At 72.5% G+C, this 17,273-nt stretch carries 15 protein-coding genes and 1 pseudogene; 9 read left to right on the top strand and 7 right to left on the bottom strand.

Features of this window, described 5'->3' with window-relative positions; all coding sequences use genetic code 11:
- Both DZF91_RS38685 and DZF91_RS01120 read right to left on the bottom strand, forming a co-directional pair.
- Positions 1-202: ATP-binding protein (locus DZF91_RS38685; protein WP_147340930.1), on the bottom strand; the 202-nt coding region annotated here is incomplete at its 3' end.
- A 43-nt stretch (positions 203-245) separates the two neighbouring features.
- Positions 246-1,274, bottom strand: coding sequence for a CaiB/BaiF CoA transferase family protein (locus tag DZF91_RS01120; protein WP_117355659.1), 1,029 nt, complete (start codon positions 1,272-1,274; stop codon positions 246-248).
- 173 nt (positions 1,275-1,447) lie between these two features.
- Between DZF91_RS01120 and DZF91_RS01115 the strand changes: the two genes are divergently transcribed.
- From DZF91_RS01115 to DZF91_RS01105, 3 genes are all read left to right on the top strand, one after another.
- Positions 1,448-3,163, top strand: coding sequence for an LLM class flavin-dependent oxidoreductase (locus tag DZF91_RS01115; RefSeq protein ID WP_147340929.1), 1,716 nt, complete (start codon positions 1,448-1,450; stop codon positions 3,161-3,163).
- 180 nt (positions 3,164-3,343) lie between these two features.
- Positions 3,344-4,243, top strand: coding sequence for an RpnC/YadD family protein (locus tag DZF91_RS01110; RefSeq protein ID WP_117355657.1), 900 nt, complete (start codon positions 3,344-3,346; stop codon positions 4,241-4,243).
- Positions 4,240-4,467, top strand: coding sequence for a hypothetical protein (locus DZF91_RS01105; RefSeq protein ID WP_117355656.1), 228 nt, complete (start codon positions 4,240-4,242; stop codon positions 4,465-4,467). Before DZF91_RS01110 ends, DZF91_RS01105 begins: the two co-directional genes overlap by 4 nt.
- Positions 4,468-4,505: 38 nt before the next feature.
- On the opposite strand, the gene DZF91_RS01100 is transcribed toward DZF91_RS01105, so the two are convergent.
- On the bottom strand, positions 4,506-5,351 hold the full coding sequence (locus tag DZF91_RS01100; RefSeq protein ID WP_235833976.1) for an inositol monophosphatase family protein: 846 nt from the start codon (positions 5,349-5,351) through the stop codon (positions 4,506-4,508).
- 132 nt (positions 5,352-5,483) lie between these two features.
- Here DZF91_RS01100 and deoC point away from each other — a divergent pair, with 132 nt between their 5' ends.
- Genes deoC through DZF91_RS01085 form a run of 3 tightly spaced genes read left to right on the top strand, consistent with a single transcriptional unit; the run spans position 5,484 to position 8,678 of the window.
- Entirely contained in the window at positions 5,484-6,398 is a 915-nt protein-coding gene (gene deoC / locus DZF91_RS01095; protein ID WP_117355655.1) for a deoxyribose-phosphate aldolase, read from the top strand.
- A gap of 2 nt (positions 6,399-6,400) precedes the next feature.
- Positions 6,401-7,831 carry an aldehyde dehydrogenase family protein gene (locus tag DZF91_RS01090; protein WP_117355654.1) on the top strand — a complete coding sequence of 477 codons (1,431 nt, stop codon included), beginning with the start codon at positions 6,401-6,403 and terminating at the stop codon, positions 7,829-7,831.
- Positions 7,824-8,678 carry an aldehyde dehydrogenase family protein gene (locus DZF91_RS01085; protein WP_117355653.1) on the top strand — a complete coding sequence of 285 codons (855 nt, stop codon included), beginning with the start codon at positions 7,824-7,826 and terminating at the stop codon, positions 8,676-8,678. The genes DZF91_RS01090 and DZF91_RS01085 overlap by 8 nt, the downstream gene beginning before the upstream one ends.
- 83 nt (positions 8,679-8,761) lie before the next feature.
- On the opposite strand, the gene DZF91_RS39275 is transcribed toward DZF91_RS01085, so the two are convergent.
- On the bottom strand, positions 8,762-9,301 hold the full coding sequence (locus DZF91_RS39275) for a hypothetical protein (protein ID WP_158587819.1): 540 nt from the start codon (positions 9,299-9,301) through the stop codon (positions 8,762-8,764).
- Between DZF91_RS39275 and DZF91_RS39270 the strand changes: the two genes are divergently transcribed.
- From DZF91_RS39270 to DZF91_RS01070, 3 genes are all read left to right on the top strand, one after another.
- Positions 9,276-9,965 carry a hypothetical protein gene (locus DZF91_RS39270; RefSeq protein ID WP_158587818.1) on the top strand — a complete coding sequence of 230 codons (690 nt, stop codon included), beginning with the start codon at positions 9,276-9,278 and terminating at the stop codon, positions 9,963-9,965. The genes DZF91_RS39275 and DZF91_RS39270 overlap by 26 nt on opposite strands.
- Before the next feature lie 92 nt (positions 9,966-10,057).
- Positions 10,058-10,303 carry a DUF2630 family protein gene (locus DZF91_RS01075; RefSeq protein WP_117355651.1) on the top strand — a complete coding sequence of 82 codons (246 nt, stop codon included), beginning with the start codon at positions 10,058-10,060 and terminating at the stop codon, positions 10,301-10,303.
- Between the two features lie 493 nt (positions 10,304-10,796).
- Complete coding sequence (locus tag DZF91_RS01070) at positions 10,797-11,156, top strand: hypothetical protein (RefSeq protein ID WP_117355650.1); 360 nt, start codon at positions 10,797-10,799, stop codon at positions 11,154-11,156.
- Between the two features lie 218 nt (positions 11,157-11,374).
- Here DZF91_RS01070 and argS read toward each other — a convergent pair whose 3' ends face one another.
- The 3 genes and pseudogenes from argS to plsX all read right to left on the bottom strand — a co-directional run.
- Complete coding sequence (argS, locus tag DZF91_RS01065; protein ID WP_117355649.1) at positions 11,375-13,138, bottom strand: arginine--tRNA ligase; 1,764 nt, start codon at positions 13,136-13,138, stop codon at positions 11,375-11,377.
- Positions 13,139-13,147: 9 nt separating this feature from the next.
- Positions 13,148-15,484 (bottom strand): HAD-IC family P-type ATPase, encoded by a 2,337-nt coding sequence (locus DZF91_RS01060; RefSeq protein ID WP_235833975.1) that lies wholly within the window; start codon positions 15,482-15,484, stop codon positions 13,148-13,150.
- Positions 15,485-16,149: 665 nt separating this feature from the next.
- Positions 16,150-17,145: pseudogene (plsX, locus tag DZF91_RS01055) on the bottom strand (phosphate acyltransferase PlsX); the annotation flags it as partial.
- Positions 17,146-17,273: the final 128 nt, after the last annotated feature.

Raw genomic sequence — 17,273 nt, 5'->3', positions numbered from 1 at the left:
CGTCGGCGGCCGGGGCGGCGGCGGACGCGGCGGCGGCGTCGCCGCGGACGGCCGCGCCGAACTCGCGGATCAGCCGGGACTTGCCCAGCCCCGCCTCGCCGCCCACCAGCACCGCGCCGGGCGCGTCGGCCAGGGCCGCGGTCAGCAGGTCGAGCTGGCCCGTCCGGCCGACCATGATGGGGGACGTTCCGTGTGCGCTCACGACACCCAGCATGCCAGCCGCATTCCGGACTTCGGCCACCTTTTCAGGCGCGCCACCCGGCGCCGCGGTGCTCGTCCAGATCCGGGGCGGGGCCGTGCGGCGACGGCTTGGCCCGGGTCGTCCGGAACGGGACGCCGGTGACGACGTCCCTGCCGGTGAAGTGCGGATGCGCCATCATCTCCGCCCGGTCCAGCACCGGGGCGGCGGGCGCGCCCTCGGCGCTCAGCCGCCGCAGCGCCTCGTCCGCGTCCAGCCGTCCCAGCTCTCCGGCGATCGTCTCGTCCAGCTCCCGCACCCGCGCGAGCCGGTCGGCGAAGCCCAGGCCGGTGAACTCGCCGAGGTCGAGGGCGCGGCAGACGGCCGCCCAGAGCCGGTCCTCGGACACCACGCCGAGGGTGACGCGGCGTCCATCGGCCGTCCGGTAGACCCCGTACCCCGCCACCGGCCCGACCCCGCGCGTCCGGTTCGCCGCCTCGGGGACGGTCGCGACCCAGTTCGCCAGGACGTCCGCCATCCCGAGGTCGATCCGCTCGCCCTGGCCGGTGGACCGCGCGTGCAGCACCGCCGCGGTGATCGCGAAGGCCGCCATCGTCGCCGCCGCCATGTCCGCGACCGGCAGGTCGTCGGCGGCGGGGGAGACGGCGTCCGGGCCCAGCGCGCCCGTGTACGCCCGGTAGTTGATGTCGTGTCCGGGAACGTCCGCCAGCGGGCCCTCGGCGCCGTATCCGGACAGCGAGCAGTACACGAGCGCGGGGTTGGCCTCCCGCAGCCGCACGTGCCCGACGCCGATCCGGTCCGCGACACCCGGCCGGAAGCCCTCGACGAAGACCTCGGCTCCGGCGGCCAGTTCGAGGCACCGCGCCAGGCCGTCCGCGGTCTTGAGGTCCAGCGCGACGCTCCGCTTGCCCTGGTTCAGCAGGTCGAAGTGCGACCGGAACGCCCGCATGGGCTCCCCGCCGGGCGGCTCCACCTTGATCACGTCCGCGCCGAGCTGCGCCAGCAGCCGGGTCGTGTAGGGACCGGGGCGCCAGGTCGTCAGGTCCAGAACTCGCAGCCCGTCCAGTGGCCCCATCGCGCCCTCCCGGTTCGCGTGCCAGCGTCCCCTTTCCTGTGGGATGCGTCAAGCGAGCGCTTGGTTGAATTCGGGTGGGTGAGAGTGTTGACGCCTCCCGCTCCGGGGGAGACGCTGGCGTGGGCGGACGACGCCGACCGGGTATGTCGCACCTGGTCAGGACGGTGGAGGTGGTGGAGATCAGGTTCTCGCTCTTCTACGAACACCAGCTGCCGCGCCCATGGGCGGACGGCCGGGAGGCGCGCCTCTACCAGGACGCCCTCGACCAGATCGAGATCGCCGACCGGGTCGGCTTCGACGCGGTCTGGGAGGTCGAACACCACTTCCTGGAGGAGTACAGCCACTCGTCCGCGCCCGAGGTGTTCCTGGCCGCCGCGTCCCAGCGGACGAAGCGGATCCGGCTCGGGCACGGGATCGTCCAGCTGCCGCCCGCCGTCAACCATCCGGCGCGGGTCGCCGAGCGGATCGCGACGCTCGACCTGGTGTCGCAGGGGCGGGTCGAGTTCGGCACGGGCGAGTCGTCCTCCAGTGCCGAACTGGGCGGATTCGGGGTCCGGCGCGGCGAGAAGCGCGCGCAGTGGCAGGACGCGATCGACGCCGTCACGCGCATGTTCGTTGAGGAGCCGTTCGCGGGCTGGAACTCCCCGTACCTGCGGATGCCGCCGCGCAACGTCGTCCCCAAACCCGTCCAGAAGCCGCATCCGCCGCTGTGGGTGGCGTGCTCGCGCCGAGAGACCATCCAGTTCGCGGCCCGCAACGGCATCGGCGCGCTCTCGTTCTCCTTCGTCGAGCCCGAGGACGCCGCCAAATGGGTCGACGAGTACTACCGCATCATCGAGTCGGACGAATGCGTCCCCGCGGGCTTCGCCGTCAATCCGAATGTCTGCGTCGTCCTGCCCATGATGCTGCACGAGGACGAGGCGACGGCGATCGACCGCGGAATCGACGGCGCGCATTTCTTCGGATTCGCGCTCGCACATTACTACGGAACAACTCCGCACGACCCCGGACGCACCAATGTATGGGAGGCGTTCGAAGAGCGCAGAGCGGCCCAGGGCTTCGACCGTGACCAGGTCATCGCCAATGCTCAGGCGCTTCGCGTGAACGTCGGCTCCCTGCGCGGCGCGATCGGGACCCCGGATCAGGTGGCCGATCTCATTCGGCGCTACGAGAACGTCGGAGTGGACCAGATCGGCTTCGTCCTCCAGGCCGGGACCAACAAACACGAGCACATTTGCGAAGCGCTCGAACTGTTCGGGAAGACCGTCCTGCCGCGGTTCACCGAGGGCCGTGAGGAACGTGAGGCAGAAAAGGCCGCGCGGCTGGCCCCTGCCATCGGGCGGGCACTGGAGCGCCGCGCGCCGGCCCGGTCGCTGCCGGTCGGCTACCGGATGGACGAGGACGCCGAGGTGGCCCGCGCCCACCGAGGCCCGCGCCTGCGCCGCCCGACGCTGTCGGACGTCCGGCACGAGGCCCGCCACCGGGTCCGGCGGGGGCTGTTCACGATCGTCCACAACGCCTCGGACGAGGCGATCGAACGCCGCTTCGGCCCGCGCGCGCAGCGCGTCTTCTTCGGCGCCATGGCCCGCGCGTTCGACCCGTCCATGTCCGGCGGCTTCGAGGGCGACATCGACTTCCGCCTGACCAGTGCGGACGGTTCCGCCGCCGTCTGGACCATGGCGATCGCCGACGGTCGCGCCCATGCCCGTCCGGGCCCGTCCCGTTCTCCGGCCGTCACCCTCACGGCGTCCGTCCCCGACTTCCTCCGAGTGCTGGCGGGCGACGCGAACCCCGCGAGCCTCCTGATGGACGGCCGCCTGAAAGTCCGCGGCGACTTCGAGCTGGCCCCGCGTCTCAGCGGAATGTTCGGCGGCCCGTCTCCGTACTGACTTAACGCGACAAGGTAAAGCGGCAAAGGCTTGGCGAAGCGCGTCTTGGCACGCAGGTAAAAACGAACGAGACCCATGGCTACGTCCCCATCCTTCGGCAAGGGGATAGGGAGTGATCACTTGAGGTCATTCGGGCTCGAGTTCCTGTAATCGAACGAACGCGCTGCGTAGCTTCGGGGCATGGTCACTCCACGGCACGAAGCGCTGCACCAGATAGCGCGCGACAACCCGAAGACGGTCGAGCGCGCGCTCTGGCGCGTCCACCGCCTGCGCCTGCCCCCCGTCAAGAGCGCCGAGATCCTCAACGTCGACCTCACCACCATCGAGGCCGTCGAGCGGCGGGTCGACTCGCTCGTACGGCTCCGCACCGAGCGCGGCGACCTCGCACTGATCTTCGAGGCGCAGCTCGACGACAAGAAGATCAAGAAGAGTCGCTGGCCCTACTACCTGGCCTTCGTCCACGACAAGTACGAGTGCGACGTCATGCTGGTCGTCATCACCCACGACGCCGAGGACGCCCTCCGGTTCCAGAAGCCGATCGTCCTCGGCATGGACGGTTGGACGAGCATGGTCGTCCGCGCGGTCGTCTTCGGGCCGCACAACGTCCCCCGCCTGACGTCCCTGGAAGAGAGCCGCGCCGACCCGGTCTTCGCGGTGCTCTCCGCCCTCGTCCACAGCCGCTCCCCGATGCCGGGTGAAATACTGGAACCGCTGGCCCTGGCCCTCAACGAGGTCAAGGAAGCGACACAGAGGGACCTGAACGAATTCGTCGAAGCCGGTCTCGACGACGAGACCCGGGAACTCTGGAGGCAGATCGTGAAGACCTACAACCCGCGCTACGTCTCCACCCTCCGCCAGGAGTGCCTCGCGGAAGGCCGCGCCGAGGGCCGCGCGGAAGGTCGTGCCGAGGGTCGCGTTCAGGGACAGGCCGAGGCTCTGCTGGTGGTCCTGGAGGGACGCGGGATCACGGTCTCCGACAAGGCGCGCGAGCGGATGCGGGACTGCGACGACCCCGACGTCCTGCACGACTGGCTGCTGCGTGCGGTCTCGGCCACGACGGAGGAGGACGTCTTCGGGTGACCGCGAACCTCTTCCGGTACGCGTCCGAGGCGCGTGCCAGGGGAGTCCGGGACGGCCGTGTCGAGGGCCAGGCCGAGGGCGTGCTGCTCGTCCTCGAAGGACGTGGTCTGACGGTGTCGAGTGACGCCTGCGAACGCATCCTGGAGTGCACGGACCCGGAACGGCTGCGCGACTGGCTGACGCGCGCCGGGACGGTCGGCTCACCGGACGAACTGCTCCAGTGAACGGGCGTGCCGCCGAGGGGCGGCACGCCCACTTCGCCTCATCCGGCGCGACGCTCATGACCGGAGGGCCTCAGGGCCGCCAGCAGTTCCGGGTGCAGGAGGTCGTTGCTGACCAGGGCGGCGTCCCGGTCGATGCGCGGTTCCCCGTCCAGGTCGGTGAGGCGTCCGCCGGCCTCCGCCACGATGATCTTGGGGGCGGCCAGGTCCCACGGTTTGCCCCACGGATCGAGGGAGGCGTCCAACCTGCCCTCCGCCACGAGCATCTGGGACCAGAAGCCACCCGACCCCCACGTGTGCCGGGCGCGGCGGCTCAGGTCGACGATCCCGGGAAGCAGCCCCCGGTCGTCCCAGCGTTCCAGGGCGGCGAACGAAAGGCTCGCGTCCGGGAGGGCGTCCACAGTGGAAACGCGGATGCGCTCGCCGTCGGCGAAGGCCCCCTGGCCACGTGCGGCCCACCAGCGCCGTCCGAGCGCCGGGGCGCTCACCACGCCGACGGTCGGCTCACCGTCCTCGACGAGCGCGATCAGCGTCGCGAAGACGGGGACGCCGCGGGCGAAGTTGGCGGTGTGGTCGACGGGGTCCAGCAGCCAGCAGCGCGCCCCCTGCGTCCCGCCCTCCTCCTCGCCCAGGACGCTGTCGTCCGGACGCTCCCGGGCGAGCCGCGCCCGCAGGGCCCGCTCGGTCTCGGTGTCGGCCTGAGCCGCGCCCGCAGGGCCCGCTCGGTCTCGGTGTCGGCCTCGGTGACCAGGCTGCGGTCGGGCTTGGCCCGGACGCCGAGGTCCGTCCGGCGGAAGTGCCGCAGCGTGATGCCGTCGGCCAGGTCGGCGAGCCCGAGGGCGAGGGCGAGATCCGTCATGCCGCAGAAGCCTGACACGCCATGACAACCCCCCGGACGACCGGGCGCATTGATGGACTGACCAGGGGAAGTGGACGGGGGTGCCGTTGGGGGGCTGATCATGGTCCGGTTTGTGCCGGTGGCTTCCGTGCGTGATCCTGGGGTGGTGTCAACGGAGACTATGCCCACCGGAGTCGAGTTGCGGGGGTTCCTGCAGGGACTGCCCGGGGTCGACCAGGTCGGGGCGGACGAGCGGGCCGCGCGCCTCGGAGCGCGGTCGATCAAGACGACGGCCAAGGCGTCGGCGATCGATCTGGCGATCTCCATGGTGGACCTGACCACCCTGGAGGGCGCGGACACGGCCGGGAAGGTCCGGGCGCTGTGCGCCAAGGCCGTCCGGCCGGACCCCGCGCAGCCGGACGCGCCCAAGGTCGGAGCCGTGTGCGTGTACCCGGACCTGGTCGGGGTCGCCGTGGACGCGCTGCGCGGTTCGGGGATCGGGGTCGCCTCGGTGGCCACGGCGTTCCCGGCCGGGCGGGCGCCGCTGGAGGCCAAGCTCGCGGACACGCGCGCGGCCGTCGCGGACGGGGCGTCCGAGATCGACATGGTCATCGACCGGGGCGCGTTCCTGTCCGGCGACCTGCGCAAGGTGTACGAGGAGATCGTGCTGACCAAGGAGGCGTGCGGCGACGCGCACCTCAAGGTCATCCTGGAGACCGGCGAGCTGCGCACCTACGACAACGTGCGGCGCGCGTCGTGGCTGGCCATGCGGGCCGGGGCCGACTTCATCAAGACGTCCACGGGCAAGGTCTCGCCCGCCGCGACCCTGCCGGTCACCATGATCATGCTGGAGGCGGTGCGGGACTTCCGCGACGCGACCGGGCGGACGGTCGGGGTGAAGCCCGCGGGCGGCATCCGCACGACCAAGGACGCGATCAAGTACCTGGTCGTGGTCAACGAGGTCGCCGGGCCGGACTGGCTGACCCCGGAGTACTTCCGGCTCGGCGCGTCCAGCCTGCTCAACGACCTGCTGATGCAGCGCCGCAAGCTCGCCACCGGGGTCTACTCCGGTCCCGACCACTTCACCCTGGACTGATGATGGACTTCGAGTACGCGCCGGCTCCCGAGTCGCGGAGCGTGGTGGACATCCGGCCCTCCTACGGGTTGTTCGTGGACGGCGAGTTCACCGACGGGCACGGCGAGCCGTTCAAGACGCTGAACCCGGCCGACGAGGAGCCGCTGGCGGAGATCGCCTGCGCGGACGCGGTGGACGTCGACCGGGCCGTGGCCGCCGCGCGCCGGGCCTACGAGCGGGTCTGGGGTCCCATGCCGGGCCGGGAACGGGCCAAGTACCTGTACCGGATCGCCCGGATCATCCAGGAGCGGTCGCGGGAGCTGGCCGTCCTGGAGTCGATCGACAACGGCAAGCCGATCCGCGAGTCGCGGGACGTGGACGTGCCGCTGGTCGCCGCGCACTTCTTCTACTACGCGGGCTGGGCGGACAAGCTCGGCCACGCCGGGTTCGGGGCCGACCCGCGCCCGCTGGGCGTCGCGGGCCAGGTCATCCCGTGGAACTTCCCGCTGCTGATGCTGGCCTGGAAGATCGCCCCGGCGCTCGCGACCGGCAACACGGTCGTGCTGAAGCCCGCCGAGACGACGCCGCTGACGGCGCTGCTGTTCGCGGAGATCTGCCAGCAGGCGGAGCTGCCGGCGGGTGTGGTCAACATCGTCACCGGCGCGGGCGAGACCGGCCGGCTGCTGGTCGGCCACGACGGGATCGACAAGGTCGCGTTCACCGGGTCCACCGAGGTGGGCAAGGAGATCGCGCGCGCCGTGGCGGGCACGCGCAAGCGGCTGACGCTGGAGCTCGGCGGCAAGGCGGCGAACATCGTGTTCGACGACGCGCCGCTCGACCAGGCCGTCGAGGGCGTCGTCAACGCGATCTTCTTCAACCAGGGCCACGTGTGCTGCGCCGGGTCGCGGCTGCTCGTCCAGGAGTCGGTCGCGGACGAGCTGCTCGGCCGGCTGAAGCGGCGGATGGCCACGCTGCGCGTCGGCGACCCGCTGGACAAGAACACCGACGTCGGCGCGATCAACAGCGCCGAGCAGCTGGCGAAGATCCGCGAGCTGGCCGACAGCGGCGAGAGCGAGGGCGCGGAGCGCTGGGCGCCGCCGTGCGACCTGCCGCAGCGCGGGTTCTGGTTCGCGCCGACCGTCTTCACCGGCGTCGCACAGTCGCACCGCATCGCGCGCGAGGAGATCTTCGGCCCGGTGCTGTCCGTCCTGACCTTCCGCACGCCGGACGAGGCGATCGAGAAGGCCAACAACACGCCGTACGGGCTGTCGGCGGGCGTGTGGACCGAGAAGGGCTCGCGCATCCTGTGGGCGGCCGAGCGGCTGCGCGCGGGCGTCGTGTGGGCCAACACCTTCAACAAGTTCGACCCGGCGTCGCCGTTCGGCGGCTACAAGGAGTCCGGTTTCGGCCGCGAGGGCGGACGGCACGGCCTGGAGGCGTACCTCGATGTCTGAGCGGATCGGCGTTCGCAAGACCTACAAGCTGTACATCGGGGGCGCGTTCCCCCGCTCGGAGTCCGGACGGTCGTACGTGGTGAACGACGCCAAGGGACGGTTCCTCGCCAACGCCTCGCAGGCGTCCCGCAAGGACGTCCGGGACGCGGTCGTCGCGGCGCGCAAGGCGTTCGGCGGCTGGTCGTCCCGGACGGCCTACAACCGCGGCCAGATCCTCTACCGGATCGCGGAGATGCTGGAGGGCCGCCGGGCGCAGTTCGTCGAGGAGCTGCGCGCCGCCGGAGCCGCCAAGCCCGCCGCCGCGGCCGAGGTGGACGCGGCGATCGACCGCTGGGTCTGGTACGCGGGCTGGGCGGACAAGATCGGCGCGGTCGCCGGGAACGCCAACCCGGTCTCGGGGCCGTTCTTCAACCTGTCCACGCCCGAGCCGTCCGGCGTCGTCGGGATCGTCGCGCCGGACAGCGCGCTGCTCGGCCTGGTCTCGGTGGTCGCGCCCGCGATCGTCACGGGCAACACGGCGGTCGTCGTCGCGTCCGAGCCCGCGCCGCTGCCCGCGATCACCCTCGCCGAGGTGCTCGCCACGTCCGACCTCCCGGGCGGCGTGGTGAACCTGCTGACGGGCCGGCGGGCCGAGCTCGCGCCGTGGCTGGCGTCGCACATGGACGTGAACGGGATCGACCTCGCGGGTGCGCCGGACGACGCCGTGACCGACCTGGAGAAGGCCGCCGCCGACAACCTCAAACGCGTGCTGCGGCCGGGCGTCGCCGACTGGTCGGCGGAGCCCGGCGTGGAGCGGATGACGGCGTTCCTGGAGACCAAGACGGTGTGGCATCCGGTGGGTGTGTAACGTCCGTTTCGCGCGTCCGGGGTGTAGATAGTCGCGAAGTGTGGAATAGATCTCTCCGTAGCTGATCATGCACGGGGGGTAGATCAGGTGCCTACCAGGACCACATCGCGTACGACATCGAGCCGAAGCACGGCCGGGCGCGCGAGGAGCACAGCAGGGAAGGCCGCGACGTCCGTCCGCAGGGCGACGTCGAAGCGGACCAGCGCCGCCGCGAAGTCGACGGCGTCCAGGTCCACGGTCTCGGCACGCACCGGGACGGCGCGCAAGACCGCAGGCCGGTCGACCGCGTCGAAGCGGACGACCGCGACGCGGGGCACGGCCGCCAAGAAGGCGACCGGCACCCGTCGCGCGTCGACCGCGAACCGGCGCCCGGCGACCCGGACGACCGCGGCACGGAAGACGACGGCGAAACGGGCCTCGCCCACCGCCGCCAAGCGGACCACGGCCACGCGCCGTACCGCTTCGGCGTCGCCGTCCCGAGGCACGGCGGCCGCCGCCAAGAAGGTGACGACCGCCGCGACACAGGCCAAGTCCGCGGCCACCAAGATGAAGTCGGTGGCGACCAAGGCGAACGCCTCGGTGCGGGCCATGACGGCCATGACCAAGGCGATGACCACCGCCACCAAGGCCATGACGGACGCGGCCAAGGCGATGAACGCCGCCGCCAAGGCCGTCGGCAGCGGCAGGTCGTCCGGCGGCACCAGCACGCGCACGTCGGCGTCCGCCCGGAAGTCGACCACCAAGAAGGCGACGGCCCGCAAGTCGACCGCGGCGAAGAAGACCACCGCCCGCAAGTCGGCCACGGCCCGCAAGTCGACCGCCAAGAAGGCCGGCACGTCCGGCCGGACCACCGCGAAGAAGGCGCCCGCGGCGCGCAAGTCCACCGCCAGGAAGACGGCGGCCAAGCGGACGAGCGCGGCGGGCGGCCGGACGAAGTCCACGGCCACCGCGGCCAATACGGCGGCGGGCGGGACGGCGGCGCGCAAGACCACCGCGCGCAAGTCGACCGGGCCGCGCAAGACCAGCGCCCGCAAGACCACGGCGGGCCGGTCGAAGACCGCCTCGACGCGTCCGCGCACCGCCAAGGCCGCGGCCGGCCGCCGGACGACGTCGCGGACGGCGTCCCGCCGCACGGCGACACCGGCCACGGCCGCGTCCAACGGCGCCGTCTCGGGTGCCTCCTCGTCCACGCTGGTCGATCCGAAGACCAGCTCCATGGCGTCGGGAGGCTCGTCGCAGAACAACGAGTACATGTCCGGGCTCGCCCGGTCGTCCGACGGAGGTTGACGGGGGTGGGATCCTCGACGGTACGGAGCCCCGCCCCGCGGCCACGCGGGACGGGGCTCGGCCGGTGAGTCGGACGAGCCCACGGAGGAACCATGGACGACAAGCAGATCCTGTCGCGCATCGACGAGTACGTCGCCGAGGAGGCGAAGCTGCGCGACCGGCTCCAGAAGGGCGAGCTCTCGCAGGGGGAGGAGCAGCAGCGGCTGCGCGCGCTCGAGGTGGAGCTCGACCAGTGCTGGGACCTTCTGCGCCAGCGCCGCGCCCGCCGCGACGCCGGCGGCGACCCGGAAGAGGCCGCCGCCCGCCCGGCCGGCGAGGTCGAGGGCTACCTCCAGTAACCCCAGCCCGCCGAGGACGCCCTGACGCCCAGACGCCCTGACGCCCAGACGCCCAGACGCCCAGACGCCCTGACGCCCAGACGCCCTGACGCCCAGACGCCCAGACGTTCAGGCGTTCAGACGCCCTGCGGCGCCCAGGGCGCCCGCAGAGGCGTTCCGGCCCGCGAACCCGGGTCGTGTTGCGGGGCGGCGCCCTCTCCAGCCCCACGGCCCCCTCAGAGCCACCCAGAGGCATCCCAACGGGACGAACGCCTCATCCTTCGCTATCGCTCCCGAGGCGCGCCGGCATGAGTGGGCCGCGGCCCTCGTCGGGCCGGCCGACGGGACGCTGTCCGAATCCGGTCGGTAGAGAACGGCGCGGAGGCGTGCGCTGTCCGAATCCGGTCGGGCGAGAACGGTGCGGAGGCCGTCGGGAACGGCGGTCGGGGGCGTCTCATAGGGCGAGGACGGTGCCGGATCGGGGACGCCGCCGCCAAGGGGAAGAAGGACCACGGTGAAGGGTCTGCTGCAAGCCGCGACCGCCGGGACGGCCATGGTCGCGGCCGTTCCGTTCTACGCGCTCACGGAGTCGTCGGCGTCCGCGCAGCCCGCCGGGCCGGTTTCGGCGCCGGTCGCCGTCAGCGCCCAGGGCCGTGTCCACGCCCCGATGCCGCTGCGCGTGCGCGAGAAGGCGAACCGCCTCAGCCAGACCTACCGCCGCCTGCCGGACGGCACGTCCGTCCCGCTGCGCTGCTCCGTGACCGGCCAGCGCATCTACGGCGACCGCACGTGGTACCGCCTGGCGACCGCCCAGCGCGAGTACGTGGCCGCCCACTACGTCACCGTGACCTCCGGCACTGTTCCGCACTGCTGATCCCGGGGTCAACGCCGCAGGTCCCCAGGCGAACGCCGCTGGTCCCCGGTCGGGTGCTCCATCCCCGGCCCTCGCTCAACCGTCGTGGCGCATTTGCGCTGCTTTCCGGCGTGCTCGCGTACCGCGACGGGTTGGGCTCGCCGGCAACGGTAAGAGCCGTCCACCTGGGTGGTGGACGGCTCTTGACGTGGGCAAGCCCGGGGGCCGGGCCCGGTCGGCTACATGCGCTCCGGGGTGGGGACGCCGAGCAGGTCCAGGCCGGTGACCAGCGTGCGCAGGGTGAGGGCGCACAGGGCCAGCCGGGACTGCTTGGTCGCCTCGTCCGGGGCCTTGAGGACCGGGCAGTTCTCGTAGAAGGACGTGTAGGACGAGGCCAGCTCGAACAGGAAGGTCGCAAGCCGGTGCGGCTCGGCGGCCTCGTAGGCGGACTTGACGGCCGCGCCGAAGCCGAGCAGGTGCAGGGCCAGGGCGCGTTCGGCCGGGTCCTCCAGCCGGATGGGGCCGTGGGCGTCGTCCGGGGACGTTCCGGCCTTGCGGAAGATCGACCGGATCCGGGTGGCCGCGTACTGGAGGTACGGGCCGGTGTTGCCCTTGAACGAGATCATCCGGTCGAAGTCGAAGATGTACTCGCTGTCGCGGGCGACCGAGAGGTCGGCGTACTTCACCGCGCCGATGCCGACGGCCTCGACGATGGCTTCGCGGGTGGCGGCGTCGAAGGACTCGTCGTGGTTGAGCTTGTCGAACTCGGCCCCGGCGCGCTCGACGGCCTCGTCGAGCAGTTCGGCGAGCTTGACGGTGCCGCCCGCGCGGGTCCGCAGGATCTTGCCGTCGGTGCCGAGGACGTTGCCGATCTCGGCGTGCTCCAGCCGCATCCCGCCCTTGACCCAGCCGGCCATCCGGGCGACCGAGAAGGCCATCTGGAAGTGCAGGGACTGCGGTGCGCCGACGACGTAGATCACCCGGTCGGCGTGCTCGGTGTCGGAGCGGTACCGGATGGTCGCCAGGTCGGTGGTGGAGTAGTTGTAGCCGCCGTCGCTCTTGCGGACGATCACCGGCAGCGGGTCGCCCTCGCGGCCCTTGAACCCGGGCGGGAACACCACGAGCGCGCCGTCGCTGATCTCGGCGATGCCCTTGTCGGTGAGCTCCTGCGCGGTGGGGTTGAGCAGGTCGTTGTAGAACGACTCGCCCTTGATGTCGTCGTCGGTGAGCGTGACGCCGAGCCGCGCGTAGACGTGGTTGAAGTACCGCTTGGACACGTCCACCAGGACCTGCCACAGCCGCATGGTGTCGGGGTCGCCCGCCTGGAGCCGGACCACCCGGGTCCGGGACCGCGCGGCGAACTCCGGGTCGGAGTCGAACTTCTGCCGGGCGGCCTGGTAGAAGGCGGTGAGGTCGCTGACGGACGAGTCGTCGCGCTCGGCCGCCGCCACGCCGATGTCGAGCAGGTGCTCGATCAGCATGCCGAACGGGGTGCCCCAGTCGCCGACGTGGTTGTCCCGGACGACGTTCTCGCCGAGGAACTCGCCGATCCGGGCGATGGCGTCGCCGACGATCGTGGTGCGCAGGTGGCCGACGTGCATCTCCTTCGCCACGTTCGGCGAGGAGTACTCGACGATCACCTTCTCCGGGTTCTCGTCCTCGGGGACGCCGAGCCGGTCGTCCTCCAGGGCGTCCTGGGCCCGGGCGGCGATCCAGCCGTCGGCGAGGGTGAGGTTGATGAAGCCCGGCCCGCTGATCTCGACCTTGGACACCAGGCCCTCGACGTCGAGGCGCGCCACGATCTCCTCGGCGATGCGGCGCGGGTTCTGCTTCTCGCCTCGCTCCTGGGTGAGCGGCTTGACCAGCGACATGGCGACGTTGGCCTGCAGGTCGGCGAACTGCGACGGTCGGATGACCGGGTCGGTGTCCGCGAACGACGGTCCGAAGGCGGCGGCGAGCGCGGCCCGGACCCTGTCAGCGAGTACGAGTTGCGGGTCGGACATGTACCAAGGTTATCGGCGCGAGGGTGTGGAACCGGTAGTGCTTTGTTGTTTCAGGACCCTGAGCACGAGTGTCAGCACGACGCCGGCCGCTCCCGCGATCACCAGCGCGTACAGGTCGTTGCCCAGATCGTCCGGGTGCAGCGCGAAGAAGTGCCGCAGCCACGGGACGGCGAGCACCGTCAGGAACGCCGCGCCCATCAGCCCGACCAGCCCGAGACGCCACCAGTTCCAGGGCCGGGCGATCAGCACCAGCACCCACAGGGCCAGCAGGAACAGCGATAGCGAGGCGGCGGACGAGTCCTGCTGGAAGGAGCTCTCGACGTTGCGGGTGGCGATCCAGTAGCCCGCGAACGTGGCGACGCCGCAGGCGATCCCGGCCGGGATCGCGAACCGCAGGACGCGTGGCACGAAGCCGGGCCGGGCGCGCTCGTTGTTCGGCGCGAGGGCCAGGAAGAACGCCGGGACGCCGATGGTCAGCGTGCTGATCAGCGTGAGGTGCCGGGGCAGGAACGGGAACCGGACGTGCATCAGCCCGACCAGCACCGACAGGATGATCGAGTAGACCGTCTTGGTGAGGAACAGGTTCGCGACCCGCTCGATGTTGCCGAGCACCCGCCGCCCCTCGCCGACCACGGACGGCAGGGTCGCGAACCGGTTGTCGAGCAGGACGATCTGGGCGACGGCCCGGGTGGCGTCGCTGCCGGCTCCCATGGCGATGCCGAGGTCGGAGTCCTTGAGGGCGAGCACGTCGTTCACGCCGTCGCCGGTCATCGCGACCGTGTGGCCCCGGGACTGGAGGGCCGCGACCATGTCGCGCTTCTGCTGCGGGGTGACCCGGCCGAAGACCGAGTTCTCCTCCAGGACCGCCGCCATCTCGTCGATGCCGGCGGGCAGCGTCCGGGCGTCCACGGGGTGCTCGGCGGACGGCAGGCCGAGGGACGAGGCGATCGCCCCGACCGAGGCCGGGTTGTCGCCGGAGATGACCTTGACCGTGACGTTCTGCTCGGCGAAGTAGGCGAGCGTCTCCTTGGCGTCCGGGCGGACGCGCTGCCGCAGCACGACCAGCAGCGCGGGCCGGGCGGTGGCCGCGACGTCGAGCCGGTCGAGCTCGGCGAACGCGCCGTCCGGCACCCGGGCCAGGGCGAGCACGCGCAGGCCGGTGGAGCCCAGGTCCTCGGCCTTGGTGCGGGCCGGGTCGTCGGGGGACAGCAGCACGTCGGCCGCGCCGAACACCCACGAGCCGTGCTCGGCGAACGACGCCCCGCTCCACTTGCGCGCGGACGAGAACGGGACGGTGGACCGCTGCGTCCAGCCGGGATCGGGGACGTCGAGCCCGTCCCGGACGGCCCGCATGGTGGCGTTCGGATCGGGATCGGAGCGCGCGATCGCCGCCAGTGCCCGCTCGCCTTGGCGGGCGTCGTCCAGCGGGACGACCTGGTCGAGGTCCATGCCGGCCTCGGTGAGCGTGCCCGTCTTGTCCACGCACAGCACGTCCACGCGGGCGAGGCCCTCGATCGCGGGCAGCTCCTGGACCAGCGCCTGCCGCCGCCCCAGCCGGACGACCCCGACCGCGAACGCGATGCTGGTCATCAGCACCAGGCCCTCGGGGATCATGGTCACCACGCCCGCGACCGCGCCCGTCACGGCGTTCGACACCCCGCCCGCCGACCGGAACTGGCTGACGAACAGCAGGATCGCGGTCGGGACGATCAGCCAGGTGACGTACTTGAGGAACCGGTTGATGCCGTCCATCAGCTCCGAGCGGGTGAGCGTGAACCGGCTGGCCTCCTCGGTGAGCCGGGCGGCGTAGGCGTCCCGGCCGACCTTCGCGGCGGTGAACATGCCGTTGCCCGCGACCACGAAACTGCCGGACTTCACCTCGTCGCCGGGCCGCTTGTGGACGGGGTCGGCCTCGCCGGTGAGCAGCGACTCGTCCACCTCCAGCCCGCCGGAGGCGACCACCGGGCCGTCCACGACGATCTTGTCGCCGCTGCCGACCACGATCAGGTCGTCCTGGACCACCTCGTCCTGGTGCAGGTCGCGGGGTTCGCCGTCGCGGACGACCCGCACCGGCGCCTCGCCGACCACCGCCAGCCGGTCCAGGGTCCGCTTGGCGCGCAGCTCCTGGATGACGCCGATCGCGGAGTTGGCGACGATGATCCCGCCGAACAGCCCGTCCTGCCACGCGCCGAAGACCATGACCAGCACGAACAGCGAGCCGATCAGCGCGTTGAAGCGGGTGAAGATGTTGGCCCGGACGATCTCGCCCACGGACCGGCTGGTGCGCCGCGGGACGTCGTTCACCCGTCCGGCGGCGATCCGCTCCCGCACCTCGGCCGCGCTCAACCCCGTCGGCGCGGCCTCACCCCCGCGCTCGCGCCCGTCCGCCGCGGCCGGACTCGCGGGATGCCCGGAGCCCCCCGGCGCGGACGGACGCGCCGCGCGCGTCCCCCCGTCGGCCCCCGCCCCCTCCGGGTTCGCCCCGTCCGGGGTCACCCCGCCCGAGGTCGTCCCGTCCGAGGCAGTCTCTTCCGAGGCTGGCGCGCCCGAGGCCGGCGCGCCCGAGGCGGGTCTGCCCGGCGTGGGTTCGCGCTGGGCGGGCTCGCCCGAAGGCGTCCCGTCCGGGGTCGTCCCGTTCGGGGCCGGCCCGTTCGGGGCCGGCCCGTCCGGGGGCGGGTCGCCGGACGGCGGGCCACCCGGCCCGGGCTGCTGCGGTTCGGTCATCGTCCCCCCGTTGGAAGCCCCGTTCCCCATGATGGACTGGGGCAACCCCCGGCGGCTCAGCGTCCGCCGGAGCCGCGTTCCGGCCGGTCGGCCGGGCGCCCCGTCGCCGGACGGGCCGCCGCCGTGTCGGCGCCCGCGTCCGGTCTCCGTTCGTCCTCACCCTGCTCAACGTGTGACGGAGCGGAAACGTTGGGGTCCCCGGTGTCGGCGATCTCACGGGACGCGGCCTCGTCCTCGCCGCCGGGCCGCCTGGCCTCGCGGGCGTCCTTGGACGTGTCGTGGTTGCCGTGCGGCCAGCGCGGGAACCGGGAGGTCTTCGTCGCCGCCACCTGGTCGCGGATGCGCTCCACGATGCGGCCCGCCGCCAGCTCGTGCGCGAGCAGGCAGGCCGAGGTGATCGCGCGCGCCCGCGCCGCGCCGTGCGCGATGATCACGGTGCCGTTGAGGCCGAGCAGGACGCCGCCGCCGTAGGTGTCGGAGTCGAGCCGGTCCTTCAGCTCGGTGAGCTTGCGGCGCTGCAGCAGCGCGCCGACGCGGGCCGTCCGGGACGACGTGACGGCCTCCCGTATCTCGGCGAACGCCGTCCGGACGGTGCCCTCCAGCGTCTTGAGGGCGACGTTGCCGGTGAAGCCGTCGGTGACGATCACGTCCACGGTGCCCGCGAGCAGGTCGTGGCCCTCGACGTTCCCGACGAACTCCACGCCGTGGTGCCCCGAGGCCAGCAGCTCGTACGCGCGCTTGGCGAGCTTGTTCCCCTTGCCCGCCTCGGAGCCGATGTTGAGCAGCCCCACGCGCGGGCGCGCGAGGTCCAGGCGGATCTGCGCGTAGGCGGTGCCGAGCGCGGCGAACTGCACCAGCGTCTCGGGCTTCACGTCGGCGGTCGCGCCCGCGTCCAGCAGGACGGTCGGGCGCGGGCGGGTCGGCAGCGTCACGGCGATCGCGGGCTTCATCACGCCCTGCTGGCCCTTGAGCCGCAGCCGGGACGTGGCGACCACCCCGGCCGTCGAGCCCGCCGACACCAGCGCGGACGCCCGTCCCTGCTTGACCAGGTGGCAGGCGATCGCGACCGACGACCGGGGCTTGCGCCAGCTCGCGAGCGCGCCCTCGCCCATGTCGAGCGCCTCGTCCGCGTGCACGATGGGGATCTCGCCGGAGATGCCGAGCCGGTCGAGCCGCGCCCGGATCCGGGGCGCCTGGCCCACCAGGACGACCCGGACGCCGTGCTCGCGGAACGCGCCCACCGCGCCGTCGATGATCTCCTCGGGCGCGTGGTCGCCGCCCATGGTGTCCACGGCGATCGGCGCGGGCCGCAGCCACGGGTCGGCCGGTCCCCGCCCCCGGGCCTCGGCCGCCGTCCGGCCGCGGACGTCGGACGCGCCGCGCGGATGGAGGTCGGCGGCCCCCCGCGGCC

It is taken from the genome of Actinomadura logoneensis (assembly GCF_003428695.1).
GTDB classification, from domain to species: domain Bacteria; phylum Actinomycetota; class Actinomycetes; order Streptosporangiales; family Streptosporangiaceae; genus Spirillospora; species Spirillospora logoneensis.
This window is presented reverse-complemented; position numbering and strand designations above follow the sequence as displayed.